7 protein-coding genes are annotated in these 20,123 nt (G+C 65.8%); all 7 read left to right on the top strand.

Annotated elements, in window-relative coordinates:
* Positions 1-29 precede the first annotated feature (29 nt).
* The 7 genes from PCA20602_RS24125 (at position 30) to PCA20602_RS24095 (ending at position 19,763) form a co-directional block, all read left to right on the top strand.
* Complete coding sequence (locus PCA20602_RS24125) at positions 30-1,853, top strand: putative porin (protein WP_246182322.1); 1,824 nt, start codon at positions 30-32, stop codon at positions 1,851-1,853.
* A 9-nt stretch (positions 1,854-1,862) separates the two neighbouring features.
* Positions 1,863-2,645: a coiled-coil domain-containing protein gene (locus tag PCA20602_RS24120; protein ID WP_150723342.1), complete on the top strand. Its 783-nt coding sequence runs from the start codon at positions 1,863-1,865 to the stop codon at positions 2,643-2,645.
* Positions 2,646-2,743: 98 nt separating this feature from the next.
* Positions 2,744-3,367 (top strand): YbjN domain-containing protein, encoded by a 624-nt coding sequence (locus PCA20602_RS24115; RefSeq protein ID WP_150723341.1) that lies wholly within the window; start codon positions 2,744-2,746, stop codon positions 3,365-3,367.
* 319 nt (positions 3,368-3,686) lie between these two features.
* Positions 3,687-4,406, top strand: a complete 720-nt coding sequence (locus PCA20602_RS24110; RefSeq protein WP_150723340.1) for an STN domain-containing protein — start codon at positions 3,687-3,689, stop codon at positions 4,404-4,406.
* Complete coding sequence (locus PCA20602_RS24105; RefSeq protein ID WP_150723339.1) at positions 4,407-4,922, top strand: RNA polymerase sigma factor; 516 nt, start codon at positions 4,407-4,409, stop codon at positions 4,920-4,922. It abuts the gene before it with no gap.
* Positions 4,923-5,010: 88 nt separating this feature from the next.
* The gene (locus PCA20602_RS24100) at positions 5,011-6,081 is read left to right on the top strand and encodes a FecR family protein (protein WP_150723338.1); all 1,071 of its coding nucleotides are present in this window, start codon (positions 5,011-5,013) and stop codon (positions 6,079-6,081) included.
* 266 nt (positions 6,082-6,347) lie between these two features.
* A complete protein-coding gene (locus PCA20602_RS24095) occupies positions 6,348-19,763 on the top strand; it encodes a filamentous haemagglutinin family protein (protein WP_150723337.1) in 13,416 nt (4,471 codons plus the stop codon).
* Positions 19,764-20,123: the final 360 nt, after the last annotated feature.

Below are 20,123 nucleotides of genomic sequence, written 5' to 3'. Positions count from 1 at the left end.
TTCCTTTTTACGCACAAGTCACACACAAAATGAAAGCACTGGAACGTATGACTGACGGCGGCGCACGCCGGGCGGTCCCTCGCCGGGCGGCCGGCACGGCGGGCGCCGTCGCCCTGGCGCTCGCGCTGCTGAGCGCCACCGGCCTGGCGCACGCGCAGGCACAGGCGGCGTCGCAGGACACCGCGATGGTCAAGCTCATTCGCGGCCTGATCAAGAGCGGTGCCATCGACAAGGCCACGGGCGAAGCGCTGCTCGCGCAGGCGCAGACCGAAGCCTACGCCGCTACGCAGGCCGCGCAGATGGCGGCGCAGAAGCAGGCATGGTCGGCCCCGGCCGCCGGTGCTGCTGGTGCTGCCGTCGGGGCGGGCGCTGCGGCGGGTACCGAGCCGGGCGACGTGCGCATTCCGTACATCTCGCAAACCACGCGCGATCAGATTCGCGATGAGGTGAAGAACGAAGTGATGGCGCAGGCTAAGTCCGAAGGCTGGGCTGCGCCGAACGAGACGCCGGAGTGGACCAAGCGCATCCACTTTGAAGGCGACTTCCGTCTGCGTAACGAGTCGCGCTTTTACTCCAGCAGCAACACGAACACGCAGATCGACTGGGCGACGATCAACAAGGGCAATGGCTTCGACGTCAACTCGAATACCAATCTGTCGCTGCCGCCGTTGCTCAACACCACGCAGAACCGCACCAACCAGTTCCGTGCGCGGGCACGCTTCGGCCTGTTCGCCGACGTGTCCGAGCAGGTGAAGGCCGGTGTGCGTCTGGCGAGCAGCAACGACGACAGCCCGGTGTCGACGAACACCACGCTGGGCGGCGGTCTGAACAAGAAGAGCGTCTGGCTCGATCAGATGTGGCTGTCGTATCAGCCGGTGGACTGGGTGAAGTTCACGGGCGGTCGCTTCGCCCCGCCGTTCGCCACGAGCGACATGCTGTTCTCCAGCGATCTGAACCTCGACGGCATTGCCGCGCAGTTCAGCAAGGCCCTGCCGCAGAACCCAAACGTCGAGCTGTTCGGCTCGCTCGGCTTCATCCCGCTGGAATACTCGAACGACAACGCGCCGTCCAACAGCCAGAGCAAGATGTCGAGCCAGACCAAGTGGCTGCTCGGCACGCAGTTCGGCGCGAACTGGAAGCTCGATTCGAAGAACAGCTTCCGCGGCACGGTCGGCTACTTCGACTTCCGCAACATCACCGGTCAGCTCTCGTCGCCGTGCTCGCTGTATTCCGGGCAGACGAGCTGTGACACGGACTGGTCGCGCCCCGCGTTCATGCAGAAGGGCAACACGCTCATGCTGCTGCGTAACATCGCGCTCAACCCGCTCGATCCGGCGAACACGGCGCAGCCGCAATACGTGGGCTATGCCTCGAAGTTCCAGTTGCTCGACCTGTCGGCGCGCTGGGATACGGTGCTGGCCGGTCGCTTCCCGCTGCGTTTCGACGTCAACTACATCCGCAACCTGGCCTACAACGAAGGCGAGATGTGGGCGCGCTCGAACGGCGGCATCGTGAACAATTTCGGCGCGGGCGACGCCACGCGCGCGAACTTCAAGAGCGGCCCGAACGCTTACATGTTCCAGGCAACGTTCGGCAAGCCGGTCATGGCCGCCCGAGGCGACTGGAATGTGCTGTTCGGCTACAAGCGTATCGAGCCGGATGCCGTGCCCGATGCTTACAACGATTCGACGTTCCACGGTGGCGGCACGAACGCGAAGGGCTACTACCTCGGCGGCTCGTATGCGTTCGACAAGAACGCATGGATCACGGGCCGCTGGCTGTCGACGAAGGAAGTCTACGGCGCGCCGCTGTCGATCGACACGCTGCAAATCGAAGTCAACGCGCGATTCTAAGGAGGTGTCATGAGCCAACAGCCCTCACGCGCGGCGTCGCGTCTGGTCACCGGTGTCAAGGTCTCGGCGGCCGCCGTGCTGCTTGCCGCGTGCTCGGCCGCCGTGGCGCAGACGCCCCAGGGTACGCCGTCGATGGAAGAGCGTCTGCGCACGCAATTGCGTGCCACGACCGAACAGCTTCAGCAGGCGCAAAACGAGCTTGCCGCACTCAAGGCCGGTGGTGCGACGCCCGCCGGTGCGGCTGGCAAGGCATCGAAGGATTCGCCGGAAGCGCTGCGCAAGGCGCTGGACGACGCGCAGCAGCAACTGGCGGCAGAGCGTCAGGCGCGTGAGCGTCTCTCGCTGGATGCCCGCGCCTGCGCCTCCGAAGTGAAGACGGTGGCCGACAAGGCCAACGCCCAGATCGCGCAGTATCGCAACGCCTACGACGAACTGCTCAAGCTCGCGCGGCAGGCCGACGCGCAGCGCAAGCAACTCGCTCAGGAGACGGACGTGCAACGTGCGGCGCTCAAACTCGCCAGCGAAAAGAATGATCGTCTGTACGCCGTCGGTCAGGAAATCCTGACGGCGTACGAGACGATGGACGTGGCGACGGTCGTCGCGGCGCGTCAGCCGTTCGCCACGCAAGCCCGTGTGAAGTACGAGCAGATCGCGCAGCAGTACGGCGACAAGCTCTACGAGGGCAAGTTCGACGAGCAGCGGGCCATCGCAGCGGCATCGGCAAAACCGGGGGATGCGCCGGCCGCGTCGGCAGCCCCGGCGGACGCATCGGCATCGACTGCAACGAAGTAATGAAGTAACGAAGTAAGGACATGCGGCGAGGCGCGACGTAGTCACGCATCGCCGCAGATTTCGCAAAACGCAAGTCAGGACGTTGAGGACCACTGGCAATGAACGAAGAAAACACGATGCAACAAGGCAACCACGACGCCGAACCTGGTGCACCGCTCACGTCGGGCCAGCCGAACGGGTCGTCGGCCGCCGAGGTCATCACTTTCATGACGTCCGCGCAGGTGGCCGACGCCATTCGCGCCGCCGGTTGTGCCGTTTCCGTGCAGCAGGACGATCTCGTCACGCGACTGCACAGCGCCAGTCACGGCATCGGTTATCAGGTGCATTGGGGCAATCAGGCCGGTGTCGATCAGTATCTGGATCTCACGCTGAGCTGCCCGCTGCGCATTCAGGGCGGCGATCTGCCCGACGGTCTGATCAACGAGTGGCACCGCTCGCGTCGCTTCGCACGCGTCGCTGCGCACGGGGAGTTTCTCGTGCTCGAAATGGACGTTTTCGTGGCGGGGGGCGTTACGCCCGAATTCCTTCGCTTCTCGATGCGTCTCTGGGTAGAGATGATGGGACAGTTCTTCCTGCATCTGCGCAACTTCACGCAGCAGGCCGCCGGGCAACCGGCCGGCGCTGCAACGCTGAACGACGACGCGCTTACCCCGGGCGCACCGAACGACGTGCTCGCCCGTACCGAGCCGGCAGACACGCAGGGACCGATGACGCTCAACTGAAGCGTCTCCGCGCGGCGCATCACGGGGTTACCCATACCCCACAGCGCGATTCCTCTCGAGCCTGGGAACCTCCCCGCGCGGCAGCATCACCTCCAGTAGAAGACTGGTTGGCCCGTAGTGCGCTTGCTACCCCGTGAGCGCACTACGGGCGCTTTTTTCTTTGCAGTCCTGTGCATTGTCAAAGCATCGTCACAATCGGGCACGAGAATTATCAGGAAATCTTACAAATGATTAGTGGGCTAACGGGGGAACGGCGGCTGCCATGCGACCGTCGGCCATGCAAAAGGCCCATCGCCCGACATGACCGCTATTGCTCGTAATGACCGTTACTGCCTGTTCACGCCCGATCGCATGGCGTGCGACGGCGAGCGTGCTGGCGGGGTGGCTGTTGGCGGGCATGTCGTGCGGCCCGATCGCCTTTGCCCGGACGGCCCTGCCACCGGCGCTGTCGTTTGAGATCCCGGAGTTGCCATTGAAGGACGCGCTCGCCCGCTTCGACGCGCTCACGCGCATGTCCGTCTTCTACCCGTCATCGCTGGTCGAAGGCCGCCGCTCGCACGCGGTGTCGGGCGTTCACCTACCGCATGAGGCGCTCGACACGTTGCTCGAAGGCACGGGCGTGACGGCTGAGGCGACGGCCGAGAACGCGTTCGTGCTGGCGCCGTCGGGCACCGCGGCCGCGAACGACGACGCATATGCCGGCGCGGCGCCGCGTGCGCCGGACTATCATGGCCAACTGCAAAACGCGGTGTGGCGCGCGCTCTGCGCCGCCCCCTCGCTTTCGCCCGGCGCGTATCGTCTGGCGATGACCGTGCAGGTCGGCGCGAACGCGAGGGTGGCGCGTGTGCGTTTGCTCGATACCACGGGCGACACGCATCGCGATGCAGCCATCGTGCGACGTCTGCAAGAGCTCGACGTCGGACGGGCACCTGCCGATACCGCGCGACCGTTCGTGCTGCTTCTCCTGCCTTCCCGTGCCAACGATTGCGCGCAATCCGCATGTGCACCGTCGCCGTGTCAGGCGACGACGGAGCGCTAGATGGCCGACACGCCCCGCGCCTTCCTGCGCGATCTGCTCGCGCAGCGTTACGAGGATCTCAAACGCAAGCTGACCTGGCGTCTGGGCTCGGCCGAACTGGCCAGCGATGCGTTGCACGACACCTGGGTCCATCTCGACGACCGGGCCGACCGGCAGAGCGACGTGAAGAGTCCTGGCGCGTATCTGATGCGCATCGCGATGAACATGGCGTTCGATCGTGTGCAGCGCGAGCGCCGGTATATGAGCGACGACGAGATCGATGCTCTCATGACAGAGTTCGTCGATCCGGCGCCGGGGCCGGCGCAGACCATCGAAGCACGCGACGAGATCGCGCTGCTCGAACGACTGCTGGCGGATCTGCCGCCACGCCGCCGCGCGATCTTCATTGCCGTGCGCGTGCACGAGATGTCCAACGAAGACGTGGCGCGCCGCTTCGGGGTGTCGCCGCGTCTGGTCGGACTGGAACTCAAGCGAGCGCACGAATACTGTGTGGCGCATATGCCGAGGTCCGAATGAGTGCGGCATGGCCCAGGGAATTGCCGATGGCATGCGCGAAAACCGTCTCATGGAGTGAGACCTTCCGTCTCGTGCGAGAGGTGACGCCATGATGTCGCGATTCCGTTCTTCGTTGCCGCCGAAGCGGCGTCTCGATGCGACCGAGCGTCAGGCGATGACGTGGGTGCGACGCATGGCCGCGGGAAAGATGACGCATGCCGAGGGGGACGCCATGCGCGAGTGGGCGCGTCGTGATCCGGCGCATGCGCAAGCGCTGGCGAATGCCCATCGTCAATGGCAACAACTGGCGCAGGCCGCGCAGCAGGCGGCGGCGGCAGAGGCCACGAGGGCGACTGCAGCGACCACTGCGGCGTGTCCTGCCCCACAGCGCAAATCCTCCACCGCCACGGAGACCAGGGCCGGACGTAAGGCCGGGCGCGGCTTCGATCCGCGCCGGCGCTGGCTGCTGGCGGGTACCGCGAGCGCCTTTGCGACGGCGGCGGGGGTTGCCGTCATCGGCGCACCGTTGGGCTGGTTGCCCGGCGCCGTTGCCATGCGTGCGGACTTCCATACGGGCACCGGCGAGCAGCGCACCGTTGCGGTGGCGAGCGATGTCTACGTCGAAATGAACACGCGCACGAGTGTGGCGCTGCGCAGCGGGATGGCGTCCGGCATGCCGGGCATCGATCTGCTCGCGGGAGAGGCTGCCGTCGACACGACGCTGGCCGCGACGCCCTTCGAGATCGTCGCCGGAGCCGGCCGCACGGTCGCGCATCGGGCGCGCGTGGAGGTGCGCAATGTGGCCGACAAGGTCTGCGTTACCTGTATCGATGGCGCGGCGGAGGTCGTGCACACGGCAGGGCGTGTGCAGATGCGCCCGCATCAGCAACTCGTCTACGACGCTCATGGGCTGCAATCGCTCGTGAATGTCGCGGCGGGAGATATGCCCGCATGGCGCGAGGGCTATCTGCGGTTCTCCGATGTGCCGCTTGGCGACGTGATCGACGAGATCAATCGCTATCGTCCGGGCAAGGTCGTGCTTCTGAAGGAATCGCTTGCCACACGTCCGGTGACGGGGCGTTTCGCCATCCGTTCACTCGATGTCGCACTCGGCCAGATCGAGCATTCGCTCGGCCTGACCGCTCGCACCTTGCCGGGCGGCATCGTCCTGCTGGCCTGATCTGCTTTCCGTCGACCAGCAGATGACGCCATCAGTGCGTTGTCGGCCAACGCACGTCGTGACGGTTCGGTCGTGTCACGAAAGATTCAAATAAATCCTTGCCGATTGCGTCGCGTGGAAGGGTCTTAGTCCCGAGAGCGTCAAGTGTTCCCTATGCAGTCCTATGCATAGACGCTTGGACGAAAACTGCCAGAGGCTGTTCGCTGGCGTTGTCGCGAGGCAACGTCCCGCAGCCGTACGAGACGACAGACGGGATTGAAATCATCATGCGAAAGCGCGTAGCTCCTTCTTCGCCCATCACCTGCGCTATGCCCGCCACGCGTGCCCGAGCGCTGCGTCGCCTGCGCGTACTGCCGGCGCTGCCTGTGCTACGGGTTCGACCGCTCGCACAAGCGGTCGCGGTGTTCGCCGCCAGCAGCGCCATGATCGGGGGGGCTCACGCACAGCAGGCATTCAGCAACGCGTGGTTCGCCGCGCGCGGCGCAGCACAGACGACGGCGGCGCAAACGGGGCGTCTGCCGAACGGCATGCCCGTGTCGTCGCTGCAAAACCCGGGCGAACAGCAGCAGCGCGCCAATCAGGCGTTGCAGAACTCCATCGCCAATCTCGCGACGGCGGCGCAGGGCATTGCCGCGATGCAGGCGGCACAGACGGCGGCGCGTCAGGTGGCAGCGGCGTCAACCGAGACGATTCCCGACGGGTTGACCGAAGGCGGCCTCAAGGTCGACACCCACAGTCTCACCTCTGGCTGGATCAACGCGAAGAAGGACATTGCGCAGTCGCGCGACGCGGCGGGCAACACCAACGTCAGAATCGAACAGACGGGCGAGAAGGCCATTCTGAACTGGGAGACGTTCAACGTCGGGCGTCGCACGACGGTCGAGTTTGTGCAGCAGCCGGGTTGGGCGGTGCTCAATCGCGTGAACGATCCGGGCGCGCGTCCGAGCCAGATTCAGGGGCAGATCAAGGCCGATGGCACGGTCGTCATCGTCAACCGCAACGGCATTCAGTTTTCGGGCACGGCGCAGGTCGATACGCGCAACCTCGTGGCGGCCGCCGTCGGCATGACGAACGACCAGTTCAATCGCGGGCTTTACGGCACGGCGGTATCCGGCGCGACGGTACCCACGTTTGCAAACGATCTCAGCGTGAGTGGTTCGACGATCACCCATGGCGCGGCGACGGCCGATGTCGTGGTCGATGCCGGGGCGCGCATCAACACGCGAAAACCGCAATCGGTGACCGAAGGCGGCGGTTACGTGTTGCTGCTCGGTCGCGAGGCACACAACCGTGGGACGATCGCCACGCCGTCGGGACAGACCGTGATCGCCGGGGGCGATGCGTTCGTCATTCGTCGCGGCATGGGTACCGACGGCAATCCGAATTCCAGCACGCGCGGCAACGAGATCGAGCCGCGTTTCGTCGCCGGTTCTGCCGCTGGGCGCGTGAGCAACAGCGGCCTGATCGCATCGCAACTGGGCGACATCACGCTCGCCGGGCGTAACGTCGAGCAGCGCGGTGTCCTGGTGTCGAGCACGTCGGTCAATACGCGCGGCACGATTCATCTGACGGCCAGCGGCGATGCGAACGCACAGGTGAAGCTCGCGCAGGGCGCGGTGACCGCGATCTTGCAGGATGCACCCGGCGATACGGCACTCGACGTGCAACGCGCGGCGCTGCTTGCCGAAACGGCGAAGGTCGCGGAGGCGGGGTTGTACAACCGTCGCGACCAGTCGCTCGTGCAGGTCGTGTCCTCCGCAGACGTGCTGTTCGACAGCGACTCGCTCACGCTCGCCACCGGCGGGCAGATCAACGTCGCGGCAACGCGTCGCATGGTCGCGATGGAACGCGCGAAGCTCGACGTATCGGGGGCCGTCGGCGTGCAGGTCGCGATGTCGGCGAACAACCTCGAGATCAGCGTGCAGGGCAACGAGCAGCGCGACGCACCGACCAACCGCGATTCCGCGTTGCTCAACAACCAGACGCTCTTCATCGACCGTCGCTATCTGGTGCGGGTGCCTGCCGGTACGCAAGGCTATTCCACGGATCGCTGGTACACCCCCGGGGGGCTGCTCGAAGTGAGCGGCTATCTCAACACCGCGCAGCACGGCGTGGGCGAATGGGCCGCGCAAGGCGGCACGGTGCAACTGGGCGGCGCAGAAGTGGTGACGCGTGCGGGGTCGCTCATCAATCTGGCTGGCGGCACGCTCGACGTGCAGACCGGCATGATTCGTCAGAGCTGGCTGCGCGGGGCGGACGGGCAACTCTATCGCGCGGACAATGCGCCGGGCGATCTGCGTTATCTCGGTGTGTATCGCGGTTTTGAAGTGACGCACGCGCGCTGGGGCAAGAACACGACCGAGGCATACGCCACGCCGTTCGTCGCACCGGGCGCACGACTGGAGAACGGCTATACCGTGGGCCGCGACGCAGGACGCCTGATCATCGCCAGCCCATCGGCCGTCCTCGAAGGCGATATCGATACGTCGGTGTATCAGGGACCGCGTCAGGCGCAGGCACCCGACAAGACCCGTTACGACGGCTATCTCCAGTCGCAACTGGCGGCCGCACGCGGTGCGCAGTTGATCGTCGGCAACATGACGCCGTTCTACGACGAAACGACGCTGACGTTGCGCGACAGCCCCTCGGCCGTGGTGCGCAGCATCGATGTGGGCGACATTCAGGCACTCGCGGCGAGCATTGCTCTCGATGCGCCGATTGACGCCGCCCGTACGGGCAAGATCTCACTCGATGCGGGATGGCTCAACCGTCAGCACTTCGGTGGCGTAAAGCTGCTGGCGAGCGAACGGTTGACCGTCAGCCGCGACCTTCGCGTGGCCGATGGCGGCGACGTCGCTCTGCACGCCACGCGGGTGAATCTCGATGCCAACGTCACGGCGCGCAGCGGCAACATCGTCGCGGGCAACATCGTGACGCAGATGCTCACGGGCGTGGCGGGCGGCGTGTGGGTGGACAAGACCATCGCCGACGGGGCGACGGTCGGTGAGTCTTACGTGAAGGTCGCCGACGGCGTCACGCTCGATACGCGTGGCGTGTGGAGTCGTGTCGACGAAGGCGAATCGGGCACGCGCGGTGTGCCGTACATCGACGGTGGCAACGTCGTGTTGTCGAGTTCCGGCGACGTCCGTCTGCTGCCGGGCAGCGTCGTCGACGTGTCGTCGGGCGCGGCGTTGATGTCGAACGGCTCGGTGCGCGGCGGCAAGGGCGGCAATGTATCGCTGCTCGCGAGCCAATACGATCTCGACGGCAAGCGTTCCGGAGAATTGCATGTCGACGGCGAATTGCGCGCCTACGGCGTGAGCGGCGGCGGCACGCTCAAGCTCGACACGGGCAACGGCATCGTCATCGGTGGCCCCGGGTTGAAGACCGACGGCTGGCTGGCGGCTGGCGAGACCCTGCCGTTCGACGTCGTGCTGTTGCAGGACTACACGATCAAGGCCGGCACGATGGCGCCGGTCGACTACAAGCAGACGCTCACACGTGCATTGCCCTTCGACGTCAAGCTCGCCAGCGGGGCGCTGGTGCCTGCGGGACTGACGACGACCGAAGCGGTGCGGGTCGCATCGCCCACGACGCTCGATGCACAGCTGTTCACGACCGGCTTCTCTCGCTATGACGTCAACGGACAACTCGGGGTTACCGTTGCCGACAACGCCCGGCTTTCCGTCGTCATGCCGGTGCTGAACGCGGACGCCCTGGCCGCGCGAGACACGCAAAGCGGCAGCAATCCGTCGCGCGTTCTCAGCCGGTATCTGCCGCCGGTGTGGCAGAGCGATGCCGTCAAGGGCACGATCAGTCAGCGCGGCGGTGCGGACCTCGTCATCAATGCGGGAACGGCGTACAAGCGCGCTCAGGTGCGCGTGGGCGAGGGGGCGGTGGTTGCCGTCGACCCGGGGCGCAGCATCACCATCACCGGGAACGATCAGATCACGGTGCTCGGCGGCCTCCGTGCGCCGTCAGGCGTCGTGAGCCTGTTACCCGGCACGTTCGGCACAGGCAGTAACGCGGATCTGCCGGACGGCGTGTTCAATGCGCGCTCGATCTGGCTGGGTGGCACTGCGTTCATCGATGTGTCGGCACAACCGTTCACGGCCCAGAGTGCGTCGGGCGCGCTCACGGGCAAGGTCGCGGCGGGTGGCACGATTCAGATCGGTGCGAAGTACGTGGCCGGCGCGACGAAGGTCGATGCGGCGGACGCGTTCGTGATCGTGCGCCCCGGTGCAAGGCTCGATGCCTCGGGTACGGCGGCAGATATCGATGTACCGGGGCAGGCCCGCACGCGGGTGACGAGCAACGGCGGCGTCATCTCGCTGGCGTCGGCACGCGGTCTCTACCTCGACGGCGACATGAAAGCCGCTGCGGGCGGCGCGGGGGCCGCCGGTGGCACGCTGAACGTGGTGCTCGAAGCGCTCAACTACGGCCCGGTCGACCGGGCGACGCTCGCCGGCACCAACGTGGAAGATGCCGTGCGGGTCGCGCGCGAGATGATCATCGCGCAGCAGCAGGGCGCCAGCGTTCTGGCGGACTCGCTGCGTGCCGGAGCGACGGGCGGCGGACTGACGATGGGCAACGCGAGAATCGGCGTCGATCGCGTTGCGGCGGGCGGCTTCGACAATCTGTCGCTGCTCGCCAATGGCATGATCGACTTCGACGGTAACGTCGATCTGTCGATGGGGCAGAGCCTGCGCCTGACGGCGAGTTCGTTCGGTCAGGCGGCGAACGCGCGTGGCAGCGTTGTCAAGCTCTCGGCCCCGTATGTGCTACTCGCCGGTGCATCACGCGCGCAGGGCGAGGGCTTCCTCATGCCGAACCCGGTGAAGGGGTCGAAGAACGCCGTGGGCAGTGGTGTGTTGGGAGCGCCGTTGCCTGACGACGACGCGACGTTCGACGTCAATGCTTCGCTCATCGATCTCGCCGGGCCTATGCAGTTCGGGACCGCCGGGAGCATTGTGATGGGCGACGGCGGGCAGACCGAATACCGTCGTGCAGCATTTGGCGACGTGACGTTGCGCAGCACCGGCGACCTGCGTCTGCTCGACAAGACCGAAGTGTATGTGCCGGGCAATCTCAAGCTGGCATCGGCGCAGCTCTATCCGGTGTCGGATGCCACGGCGAAGATCGTCGTGGGGCAGCGGACCTACGTCAATCAGTGGAACGCGAACGAAACGCGGCTGGACCCGGCGCGTACCCTGACTATCGAACGCGTGGGCGACACGTTGCCGTCGCAGCCGTATTCGGTGTTCGGCAATCTCACGCTCAACGCGCCCACCATCCGGCAAGGCGGGGTGGTGCGCGCCCCGATGGGCTTCATCACGTTCGGCGAGATGGGCAACCTTCTGGTCAACAGTTATCTGCACCTGCTCCCAGGCAGCGTGACGTCCGTGAGCGCGGCGGGCCTGACGATACCGTACGGCGGTTCGCTCGACGGCCTGAGCTATCTCTACGACGGCGTCGATGCGAAGTTCGCGCTCGCCGGCGCGGGGCCGTCCATCTCCGTCTACACGCACTCGCTGGGCGTGGACGAAGGTGCCGTCGTCGACCTGTCGGGCGGCGGTGAGATTCGCGGCGCGGCTTTCCTGACCGGTCGAGGCGGCTCGGTCGACGCGCGGTTGTCGCCGCTCATGCAGGTCGTGCAGTCGGGCAACAAGGCGAGCTTCCGTCTGCCGTCGCTGTCGACCAACCCCGTCTACGCGATCCTGCCGGGGACGCAGCAAGCTTATGCGCCGGTCGTCAAGGACACTGGCGCGCTCGCACCGATGATCGGACAGCAGATCACCATCGGAGATGGCGTACCGGGACTGCCTGCGGGCACTTACACGCTGTTGCCGTCGTCGTTTGCGTTGCTGCCCGGCGCGTATCGCGTCGAATTGCAGACTGACGCCACGTCGCAAGCCGGTATGGCGCCGCTCGCCATGCGTAATGGCTCGCTGACGTTGCCTGCGCAACTGAGCGTGAACCATACGGGCATTCGTAACGTCTCGCCGACGCAAGCCGTCCTTACGTCGGGCGACGTGTTGCGTTCGTACTCGCAATACAACGAGATGAGCTACGCGGACTTTGCCCGAGCCGGGGCGGCCCGCGACGGTGTGCCGCGCTCGCTGATCGAGGCCGATGCCAAACGTCTCGATCTCTACTTCCTCGGTGACAACTACATCGGTAAGGTCGACGGCCTGCCGTCGTTGCGTTTCGACGGGCGTGCGAACGTCGCGCCGGGCAAGGACGGTTATGGTGCGAGCCTGATGGTGAGTTCGCCATTCAGCGGGAAGTTCGAGATTCTCGGCGCAGGCGGCACCCCGACGAAGGGTGACCCACTGCTCGTATCGCTGTATGCCGATGAAATCAACAAGATTGGCGTGGCCCGCATGGGGATCGGAGGGTTGCCGGAAGTTAGTGCCGACGGACAAGGCGCGCTCGCGGCGACGACCGCGTATCTCGACCGCACCGGTCGCGGCGCCGTCTATTCGGTGACGCTGCGCGACGGCGCGATCTTGCGCGCGGGCGAGGTCTTCATCGTCACGAAGCAGAGCACGTCCGGCATCACCATCGAGCAGGGCAGCGGGATCAACACGCTCGGTTACGGCATGCAGATGTGGGATGCCACCACGGGCTACACGTATTCGCCGGGCAAGGCGGGGGTGCTCGCGGTATCGAACGGACGGATCGCGCTGCTCGCACCGACACCGGGCGATTCGTGGAACGGGGCGGGCTTCATCGATCTGGGCGTCTGTGCGGCAGGCGCGACGTGCGCAGGCGACGCGCTGCTGCTGTCGGAAGGCTCGATTGCGGTGGCGACGGACAAGCGGTTCACGATCACCGATGCCGTGCGCTACGGCACGCGTCAGTTGTCGCTGTCGGTTGGTCGTGTGAACGTCGGCGAGCAGGCCTCGCTCTCGTCCCTCGCAGCCAGCGGGCGTCTTCCCGAAGGGCTGACGCTCAACCAGTCGGTGCTCTCGCGTCTGCTGCGTGGCGATACGGTGTCCGGCGCGCCTGCGCTCGAGAGTCTGTCGCTCATTGCCCGTGACTCGATCAACTTCTACGATTCGGTATCGCTCTCGACTATCGACGCGGCAACCGGCAAGTCGGGCATCGACACGCTCGTGCTCGGGACACCGGCGATCTATGGCTTCGGAGCGAGCGATGCCGTCGCGCGCATCCGCACGAACCGGCTGGTATGGAGTGGCGCGAAGTCACCCGCGGGCGCGATCGTGGCGGGCGGCGCGGGCACCGGCAATGGCCGTCTGATCGTCGACGCGAAAGCAATCGAGCTGGGCTACGGGCCGGGCACGCAGCGCGACGTCAACAACGCAATGAACCGTCTGGCGGTCGGCTTTTCGACGGTCGAACTCAACGCGAGCGAACGCGTGACGGCCAATCAGCGGGGCAGCCTGTCCGTCTATCGCTCGCGGGGCGTGTGGAACGACACGAAGCAGGATTACGACTACAGCGGCGGCGATGTCGTGGTCGATACGCCGATGCTCACGGGCGAAGCCGGTTCGGTGAGCCGCTTCAATGCGGGCGGAAACATTACGGTTGCCAATGCGAGCGGGCGCGCGAAGCCAGTGCTCGACAACGGTCTGCTCGTCTCGGCGCTGGGCGCGGAAGTCGCGCTCACGGCGGGCGGCACGGCTCAGGTGAATACGAATGTCGTGCTGCCGAGCGGACGCCTGAGCGTGTCCGCACTGGGCGACGTTTCGCTGGGCGACGGGGCGCAACTGGATCTGGCCGGACGCAAGCTCGATTTCTTCGATGCCAGCAAGTACGGCTGGGGCGGCGACGTCATCGTCTCCAGCGCGAACGGCAACGTGCATCAGGCGGCGGGCTCGCGCATCGACCTGTCGGCGCAGTTCAACCGCGCGGGCAAGCTCACGGTCGCGGCTGTCGGGCCGACGGGCGGTGTCGTGTCGCTCGCGGGCAAGGTGCTCGGGAGCGCGAGCGGCGAGTATGACGCGGGCGGCACGAACGTCCCCTTCGCGGCAGGCGGACTCGACGTGCGGGCGCAGCGTATCGACGATTTCGGCGGGCTCAATACGCGTTTGAACGATGGCGGCGTGTTCGGCAGCCGCAACTTCCAGACGAAGCAGGGCGATCTTGTCGTGGGCGACGAGATCCGGGCACGGGAGATATCGCTGTCGGTGGACGGCGGGCGTCTGGAGGTGGTCGGCAAGGTCGACGCGAGCGGCAAGCAGGCGGGTACGATTCGCCTGTCGGCCCGCGACGGTGTGACCATCGGCGGCAATGCGCAACTCGACGCGCACAGCACGACGCTGCGGCTCGACAGCTATGGCCAGCCGATCGAGGCGTCGAACCGCGCGGTCATTGAGATCAACGGGAATCAGGGGCGCGTGGTGCTCGCCGACGGCGCGCGTTTCGACGTGCGTGCCGGTACGGATGGCACCCCGTTAAACGTGGGGACGGTGGAGATCAGCGCCGCGCGTTTGGGCGGGGCGACGGGCAACGATATCGCCATCGACGCAGGGGGGCGTGTCGTGATCGACGGCGCGCGTTCGATCACCGTCAATGGCATGTATCGCGACCCGAACGCGGCGCCGGGAACGGATACGTCGGTCGACGGGCGCGGGTATCAGGTCATCAATCAGGGCTATCTCGACAGGCTCCACGATCAGAGCACGACGTTCATGACGAACGCGCTCGCCAACGGCGCTTTGCTCACGCGTCTGGCCGGTCTGCGTCGATACACGGATGCGTTCCATCTACGCCCGGGTGTCGAGATCGTCAGCGCCACGCCCGACGGCGATCTGCATATCGATGGCGATATCGACATGTCGCGTTATCGCTACGTCAGCCTGAACCCGCACACGCAGATGACTGGCGTGTACGGCAGCGGCGAAGCGGGTGCGCTCACGATTCGCGCGGGCGGCAACCTCCATGTGTACGGCAGCGTGACGGATGGCTTCGATACCAGCAAGCTGACGTCGAGCCCCGATACGAAGGGCTGGGTACTCACCAGCGGTAAGGCGGCGTGGGGCGGTGACGCCGTGGTGCCGACCGGCGGGCTGGTCACGCTGGTGGCCGGTACGTCGTTCCCGGCAGAGCGCAAGCTGAACTACGACGTGCAGGTGAACGGCGCATCGTTGCCGGCCGGGGTGCGGCTGCCGACGCGCGTCACGCTCACGGACAACGTCACGTTCCCGGCAGGGACGGTGCTCGGCGGCGCGGTGCGCGATGCGTCGGGCAATGTCGTCCATGCGGCGGGAACGGTGTTGTCGTCGCCGCTCACGGTGATCGGGGCCATGCAGCTCGACCCGGGCGTGATCCTGCCCACGCAGGCGTTTGTCGGACCGATGACATGGCCTGCGGGCGCCGTGATGCCGGTCAGTCTCGTGCTGGCGGGCGACGTGGCCCTGAAGAAGGGCGCGATCATCCCGGCAGAGACGGACGTCAGGCTCCCAAGCGGCGCGAAGTTCATCAACGTGCGACCGGCCGATGCCGACGGCAATCAGGGCCAGAACTTCGCCATCGCACCGATGCTTCAGCCCGGCTCGGCGTCGTGGTCGATGCGCCTGGTCGCCGGGGCCGACACGTCGGCGGCCGACCCGCGTGCGCTGCGTCCGTTCGCGAAGGACGGCCATCTGGTGCTCGCCGATACGCACTACGGCATGTCCATCGGGCAGTATCAGGTGCCCGGCACCGGCACGCCCAGCGTGTACCGTTGGGGCCCGGCGGGCGCCGACTACTTCGGTGCGACGCCGGGAGCGATCATCACCGAGGAGGAACTCAGGGCTTACGACCTCACGCCGGAGATGATCGATTTCTGGAATTCCATCGGCGATGTCGTGCAGACGGTTGTGGCGGGCACGCCGCCGGTCATTGCGACGGGGGCGATTCCGGCGCGCGAGCCGCTCTTCAGCGTTGTGCGCACCGGCACAGGCGATCTGGACATGCTCGCCGGCGGTAACTTCACGATGAATTCGCTGTATGGCGTCTACACGGCGGGCACGCAGGCGAAGGATGTGACCGGGGCTTACAACCTCGCACGTTCCAAAGTGAAGGGCGCCGCCGTGCTGGGGACGGGCGGCGGTGACTTCGAGAAGTACGTCGACGGGCAGGCACAGAGCCTGTATTCGGCGTGGTACCCCGAGCATGGGGGCAATCTGCTCGTGCGTGCGCAAGGCGATATTCGCGGTGACGCGACGGGATCGCGCGGGAATTTTGTCCGTGACAGCAGCTTTGGGACGCCGCGTCAGCTCATCGAATCGTCCAACGTGGGTAACTGGCTGTGGCGTCAGGGCTCTGGCTCCGCGATCGCGCAAGGCGGCGTGCCGACGTCATGGTGGATCAACTTCGGCACCTACACGCCGGGGCGCGACAGCGGTGGCTCATATCTCGATAACGCGCCGTACTTGCTGGGCTTCACGGGACTGGGCACGCTCGGTGGCGGCAATCTGGTCGTCGAGGCGGGCGGCAACGCCGGGTTGCTGGAGTCACGCATGGGGGCGGGCTATCTCGATCCGCACTACTACGTCGCGCGCAGCGAAGGGCTCAACGTCGCCGTCGCGAGCACCGGACGCGTGTCTGCCGACGGCGCGCAGATCGTACTCACCGGCGGTGGCGATCTGGACGTTCGCATTGGCGGCGGATTGAATCCGGTGCGCGAGGTGCGTGCTGTGACGCAGGCCAACTCCGAGGTCACCGATCTGTCGATCTGGCGCAACGACAACCTCGGGCTGTACGGCTCGTTCACCAATCTGCGAGGGGCGACGCGTGTCGAAGCCGGCGCATTGGGGGGATTCGATGCCGTCTACGGCGGCACGGACATCCGCGAATCCCGGGCACGCGATGCGTTCACGGCAGGGCGCGGCATCGGCACGGGCGGCCCGACGCTGGTGCTCGGCGACTCGACCGCGCGCATCGACACGCGGGGCGATCTGGTCATCGGCGGGTATGGCGACGCCACGCGCATGCAGCAACGTACGAACGGCACGCCGTTCTCGGCGAACGGGGTGAACTACGGCGGCGAAGGGTTCAGCTGGTTCACGCTGTGGACGCCGTCGACGGCCATCGATCTGTTCAGTGCCGGCGGTCATCTGGTGCCGATCACGGCGATTGCAGACGCCAATCGTCTCACCGCCAACTATGGGGCGACGGACGGTCGCTTCGTGTTGCCCGCAACACTGCGGGCAGTCGCGGCGAATGGCAGCATCTACAACGGCTATGCGGCGACTTACCTCCTGGATGAATCTCAGCAGCCGACCATCGGCACGACCCCGGCATTGCTCGCGCCGGAACCCGTCAGTTCGTTGTTCAAGGTCGCGGGCGACGGCGGGGCGCTCGAACTGATCGCAGGCGGTTCGTTGTACGGCGGCGGCTATCCGATCAGCCGGTCGGCGGCGACCCCGACGGCCTTGCCGACAGCGCAGAATCCGGCGTTCGCCGGGGGCATCGCGTCGACGGCGTTCGTCAACCGCGCCTATCTGACCAATGTGCGACAGGACGCGCTGGCACCTTCCATCCTGTTCAGCTACGGCATTGACAGCGCGACGCGCTTCCCCCTGTTCAGTCTGACGCCGGCCACGGTTTCCGGCTACGACTTCTCCGGCATGGCGCCCGCGCGTTTCTATGCCGTGACGGGCGATATCGTCGGGTTGCACACCGGGAGCATCGACTATCGGGGCACGGTATTGCCGCAGCCGGGTACGGAGGCCACCTGGTATGAGGGCAACGGCGCAGTCGCCATTCGTGCGGGACGCGATATCGTCAACTCAGGCACGCCGCTGGGCACTTTCCTTAGCACGAATGCTGATCTGTCAGGATGGAAGACGACGCCCGACTTCCGCGATCCGAGCAATCCGGGGCGGCCGGATCGGGTTCTGGGCAGTGCCACGACACGCGGCAATCTGATCGTGCACAACTCGGCAGACGACGTCTCGGTCGTCTCGGCCGGACGCGATATCCGTTACAGCACGTTCTACATCGCCGGGCCGGGGTTGCTGGAGGTGACGGCCGGGCGCGACGTTTTCATGGGCGACAAGGCGGAGCTGCGCAGCCTCGGCGCGCTCGCCAATGTGACGGCGGGCGACCGGAGCAATGGTGCGGGGATTGCGGTGGCGGTGGGCGTCGGCCCGAAGGGACTCGATGGGGTGGACTTCAAGGCGTTCGCGGCGCGGTATCTCGACAAGGGCAATCTGGCGGATGCGGGACGTCCGCTCGCGGATCAGCCGGGCAAGGCGGTGGTCGTTTATGGCGGTGCGCTGACGCTGTCCGGATGGCTCGCGCAGGAGTTCGGATACTCCGGGGACGTGAGCGGTGCCGAGGCATTCCTTGCGAGCAAGCAGGCCGATCTGGATCGTGCGAGTGCCGCAGCAGGGAACGCTGGCGGCGCCGCGAAACGGGACCTTCGCAACGAGTATGCGCAGCAGAGTCAGCGCTATCTGGTGAACTGGCTGACCACGCGCTTCGGCGATGCGACGAAGCGCAACGCTACCGGGGTGCACTTCGATGCAGGAGCGATGGACGCGCGTCAGTTCTTCGATGCACTGCCGGCCGAGCAGCAGCGCGCTTATTTGCGTGACGTCTACTTTGCGGAACTGCGGGCTTCCGGGCGTGAATACAATGATGCGACGGGCCCGCGTGCCGGCAGCTATCTGCGTGGACGTGAGGCCATCGCGACGTTGTTCCCGTCCGTCGACGAAAATGGTGCCGCGCGTAAGTACGACGGCAGCCTGACGATGTACAGCAGCGCGCAGTACTTCCTGGATAACGCATATCGCGTATCGACGACGAGGCCGCAGGCAGGCGTGAAGTATCTGACGCAGGCGCAGTGGATCGCGCGAGGCAGTCCATCGGTCGGGGTGCCGCATTACGAAGTGCAGGATGCTGGCATCCACACCGACTTCGGCGGCGGCGTCAGTATCGTTGCGCCGGGGGGACGGACCCTCGTCGGGGTCGACGGCGGTTTCGTCCCGGATGAGGGCTCGGGGATTCTGACGCAGGGCAGGGGGAACGTCGATCTGTACTCGTTCGATAGCATCCTGCTCGGACAGAGCCGTATCTTCACGACGTTCGGCGGCAACGTTCTGGCCTGGTCGGCGCAGGGTGACATCAACGCGGGTCGCGGATCAAAGTCGACGGTGGTCTATACACCGCAGCGTCGCGTGTATGACGGGATGGGCATCGTCTCGCTCTCGCCGACCACGCCGAACACCGGGGCCGGTATCGCGACGCTCAACCCGATTCCGGAGATTCCGCCGGGCGACATCGATCTGATTGCACCGCTTGGTACGGTGGATGCAGGGGAAGCGGGGATTCGCGTCTCGGGTAACGTCAACGTGGCGGCGCTGCGCGTGGTGAATGCCGAGAACATCCAGGTGCAGGGCAAGTCGGTGGGCGTGCCAACGGTGGCTGCCGTCAACGTGGGCGCGCTGACGAATGCGAGTGCGACGGCAGCGCAGGCGGCGTCTGCGGCGCAAGAGGCGGTGGCGCGCGATCGGGCGTCGGCGCGTCAGAACCAGTCGTCGATCTTCAGTGTTCGGATGCTGGATGCAGGTGCACAGACGGATAGCACTGGCAAACCGCGCGCCGACAATGGCCCGATGTTCCGCTACGACCCGACGTCCCCCGTGCAGGTCGTGGGCCAGATGAATCTCTCCGAGTCACAGTTGCAGGCGCTGACGCCGACGGAGCGGAAGAACCTGATGCGGTGACGTGAGCGCAATCATGTAGTGGAAGTCGGACAGGCCGTCGCAAGACGGCCTGTCTTTGTGCGCTCTATATATAGAGAAGACCTGCGGCGCTACGCCATCGAATCGAAGGAAAATGCGCGGTCTTCAAAATAGTTTCACAAATTGCTTGCGTGTCTTCGAGAAGGTCATTAATATCTCGTCTCTCGCAACGACAGCGACGCAGCGAAAGCAGCGACGAGGTTGAAGCTACGGGCTGCAAAGCCCGGTGGTTAGTGGTTTTGGAGCTTGTGAGTCGCTACGGCGGCGAACGAAAAGAGCGAAAAAAACTGTTGACGACGACGAGAAGCTGCGACATAATCTCACTTCTCTGCTGCTGATGCA

It is taken from the genome of Pandoraea capi (genome assembly GCF_902459735.1).
GTDB classification, from domain to species: domain Bacteria; phylum Pseudomonadota; class Gammaproteobacteria; order Burkholderiales; family Burkholderiaceae; genus Pandoraea; species Pandoraea capi.
This window is presented reverse-complemented; position numbering and strand designations above follow the sequence as displayed.

Excerpts from the sequence above, each read along its gene's own strand:
- PCA20602_RS24120 (WP_150723342.1), top strand. The coding sequence starts at position 1,863 with ATGAGCCAACAGCCCTCACGCGCGGCGTCGCGTCTGGTCACCGGTGTC.
- PCA20602_RS24110 (WP_150723340.1), top strand. The coding sequence starts at position 3,687 with ATGACCGTTACTGCCTGTTCACGCCCGATCGCATGGCGTGCGACGGCG.
- PCA20602_RS24115 (WP_150723341.1), top strand. The coding sequence starts at position 2,744 with ATGAACGAAGAAAACACGATGCAACAAGGCAACCACGACGCCGAACCT.
- PCA20602_RS24100 (WP_150723338.1), top strand. The coding sequence starts at position 5,011 with ATGATGTCGCGATTCCGTTCTTCGTTGCCGCCGAAGCGGCGTCTCGAT.
- PCA20602_RS24105 (WP_150723339.1), top strand. The coding sequence starts at position 4,407 with ATGGCCGACACGCCCCGCGCCTTCCTGCGCGATCTGCTCGCGCAGCGT.
- PCA20602_RS24095 (WP_150723337.1), top strand. The coding sequence starts at position 6,348 with ATGCGAAAGCGCGTAGCTCCTTCTTCGCCCATCACCTGCGCTATGCCC.
- PCA20602_RS24125 (WP_246182322.1), top strand. The coding sequence starts at position 30 with ATGAAAGCACTGGAACGTATGACTGACGGCGGCGCACGCCGGGCGGTC.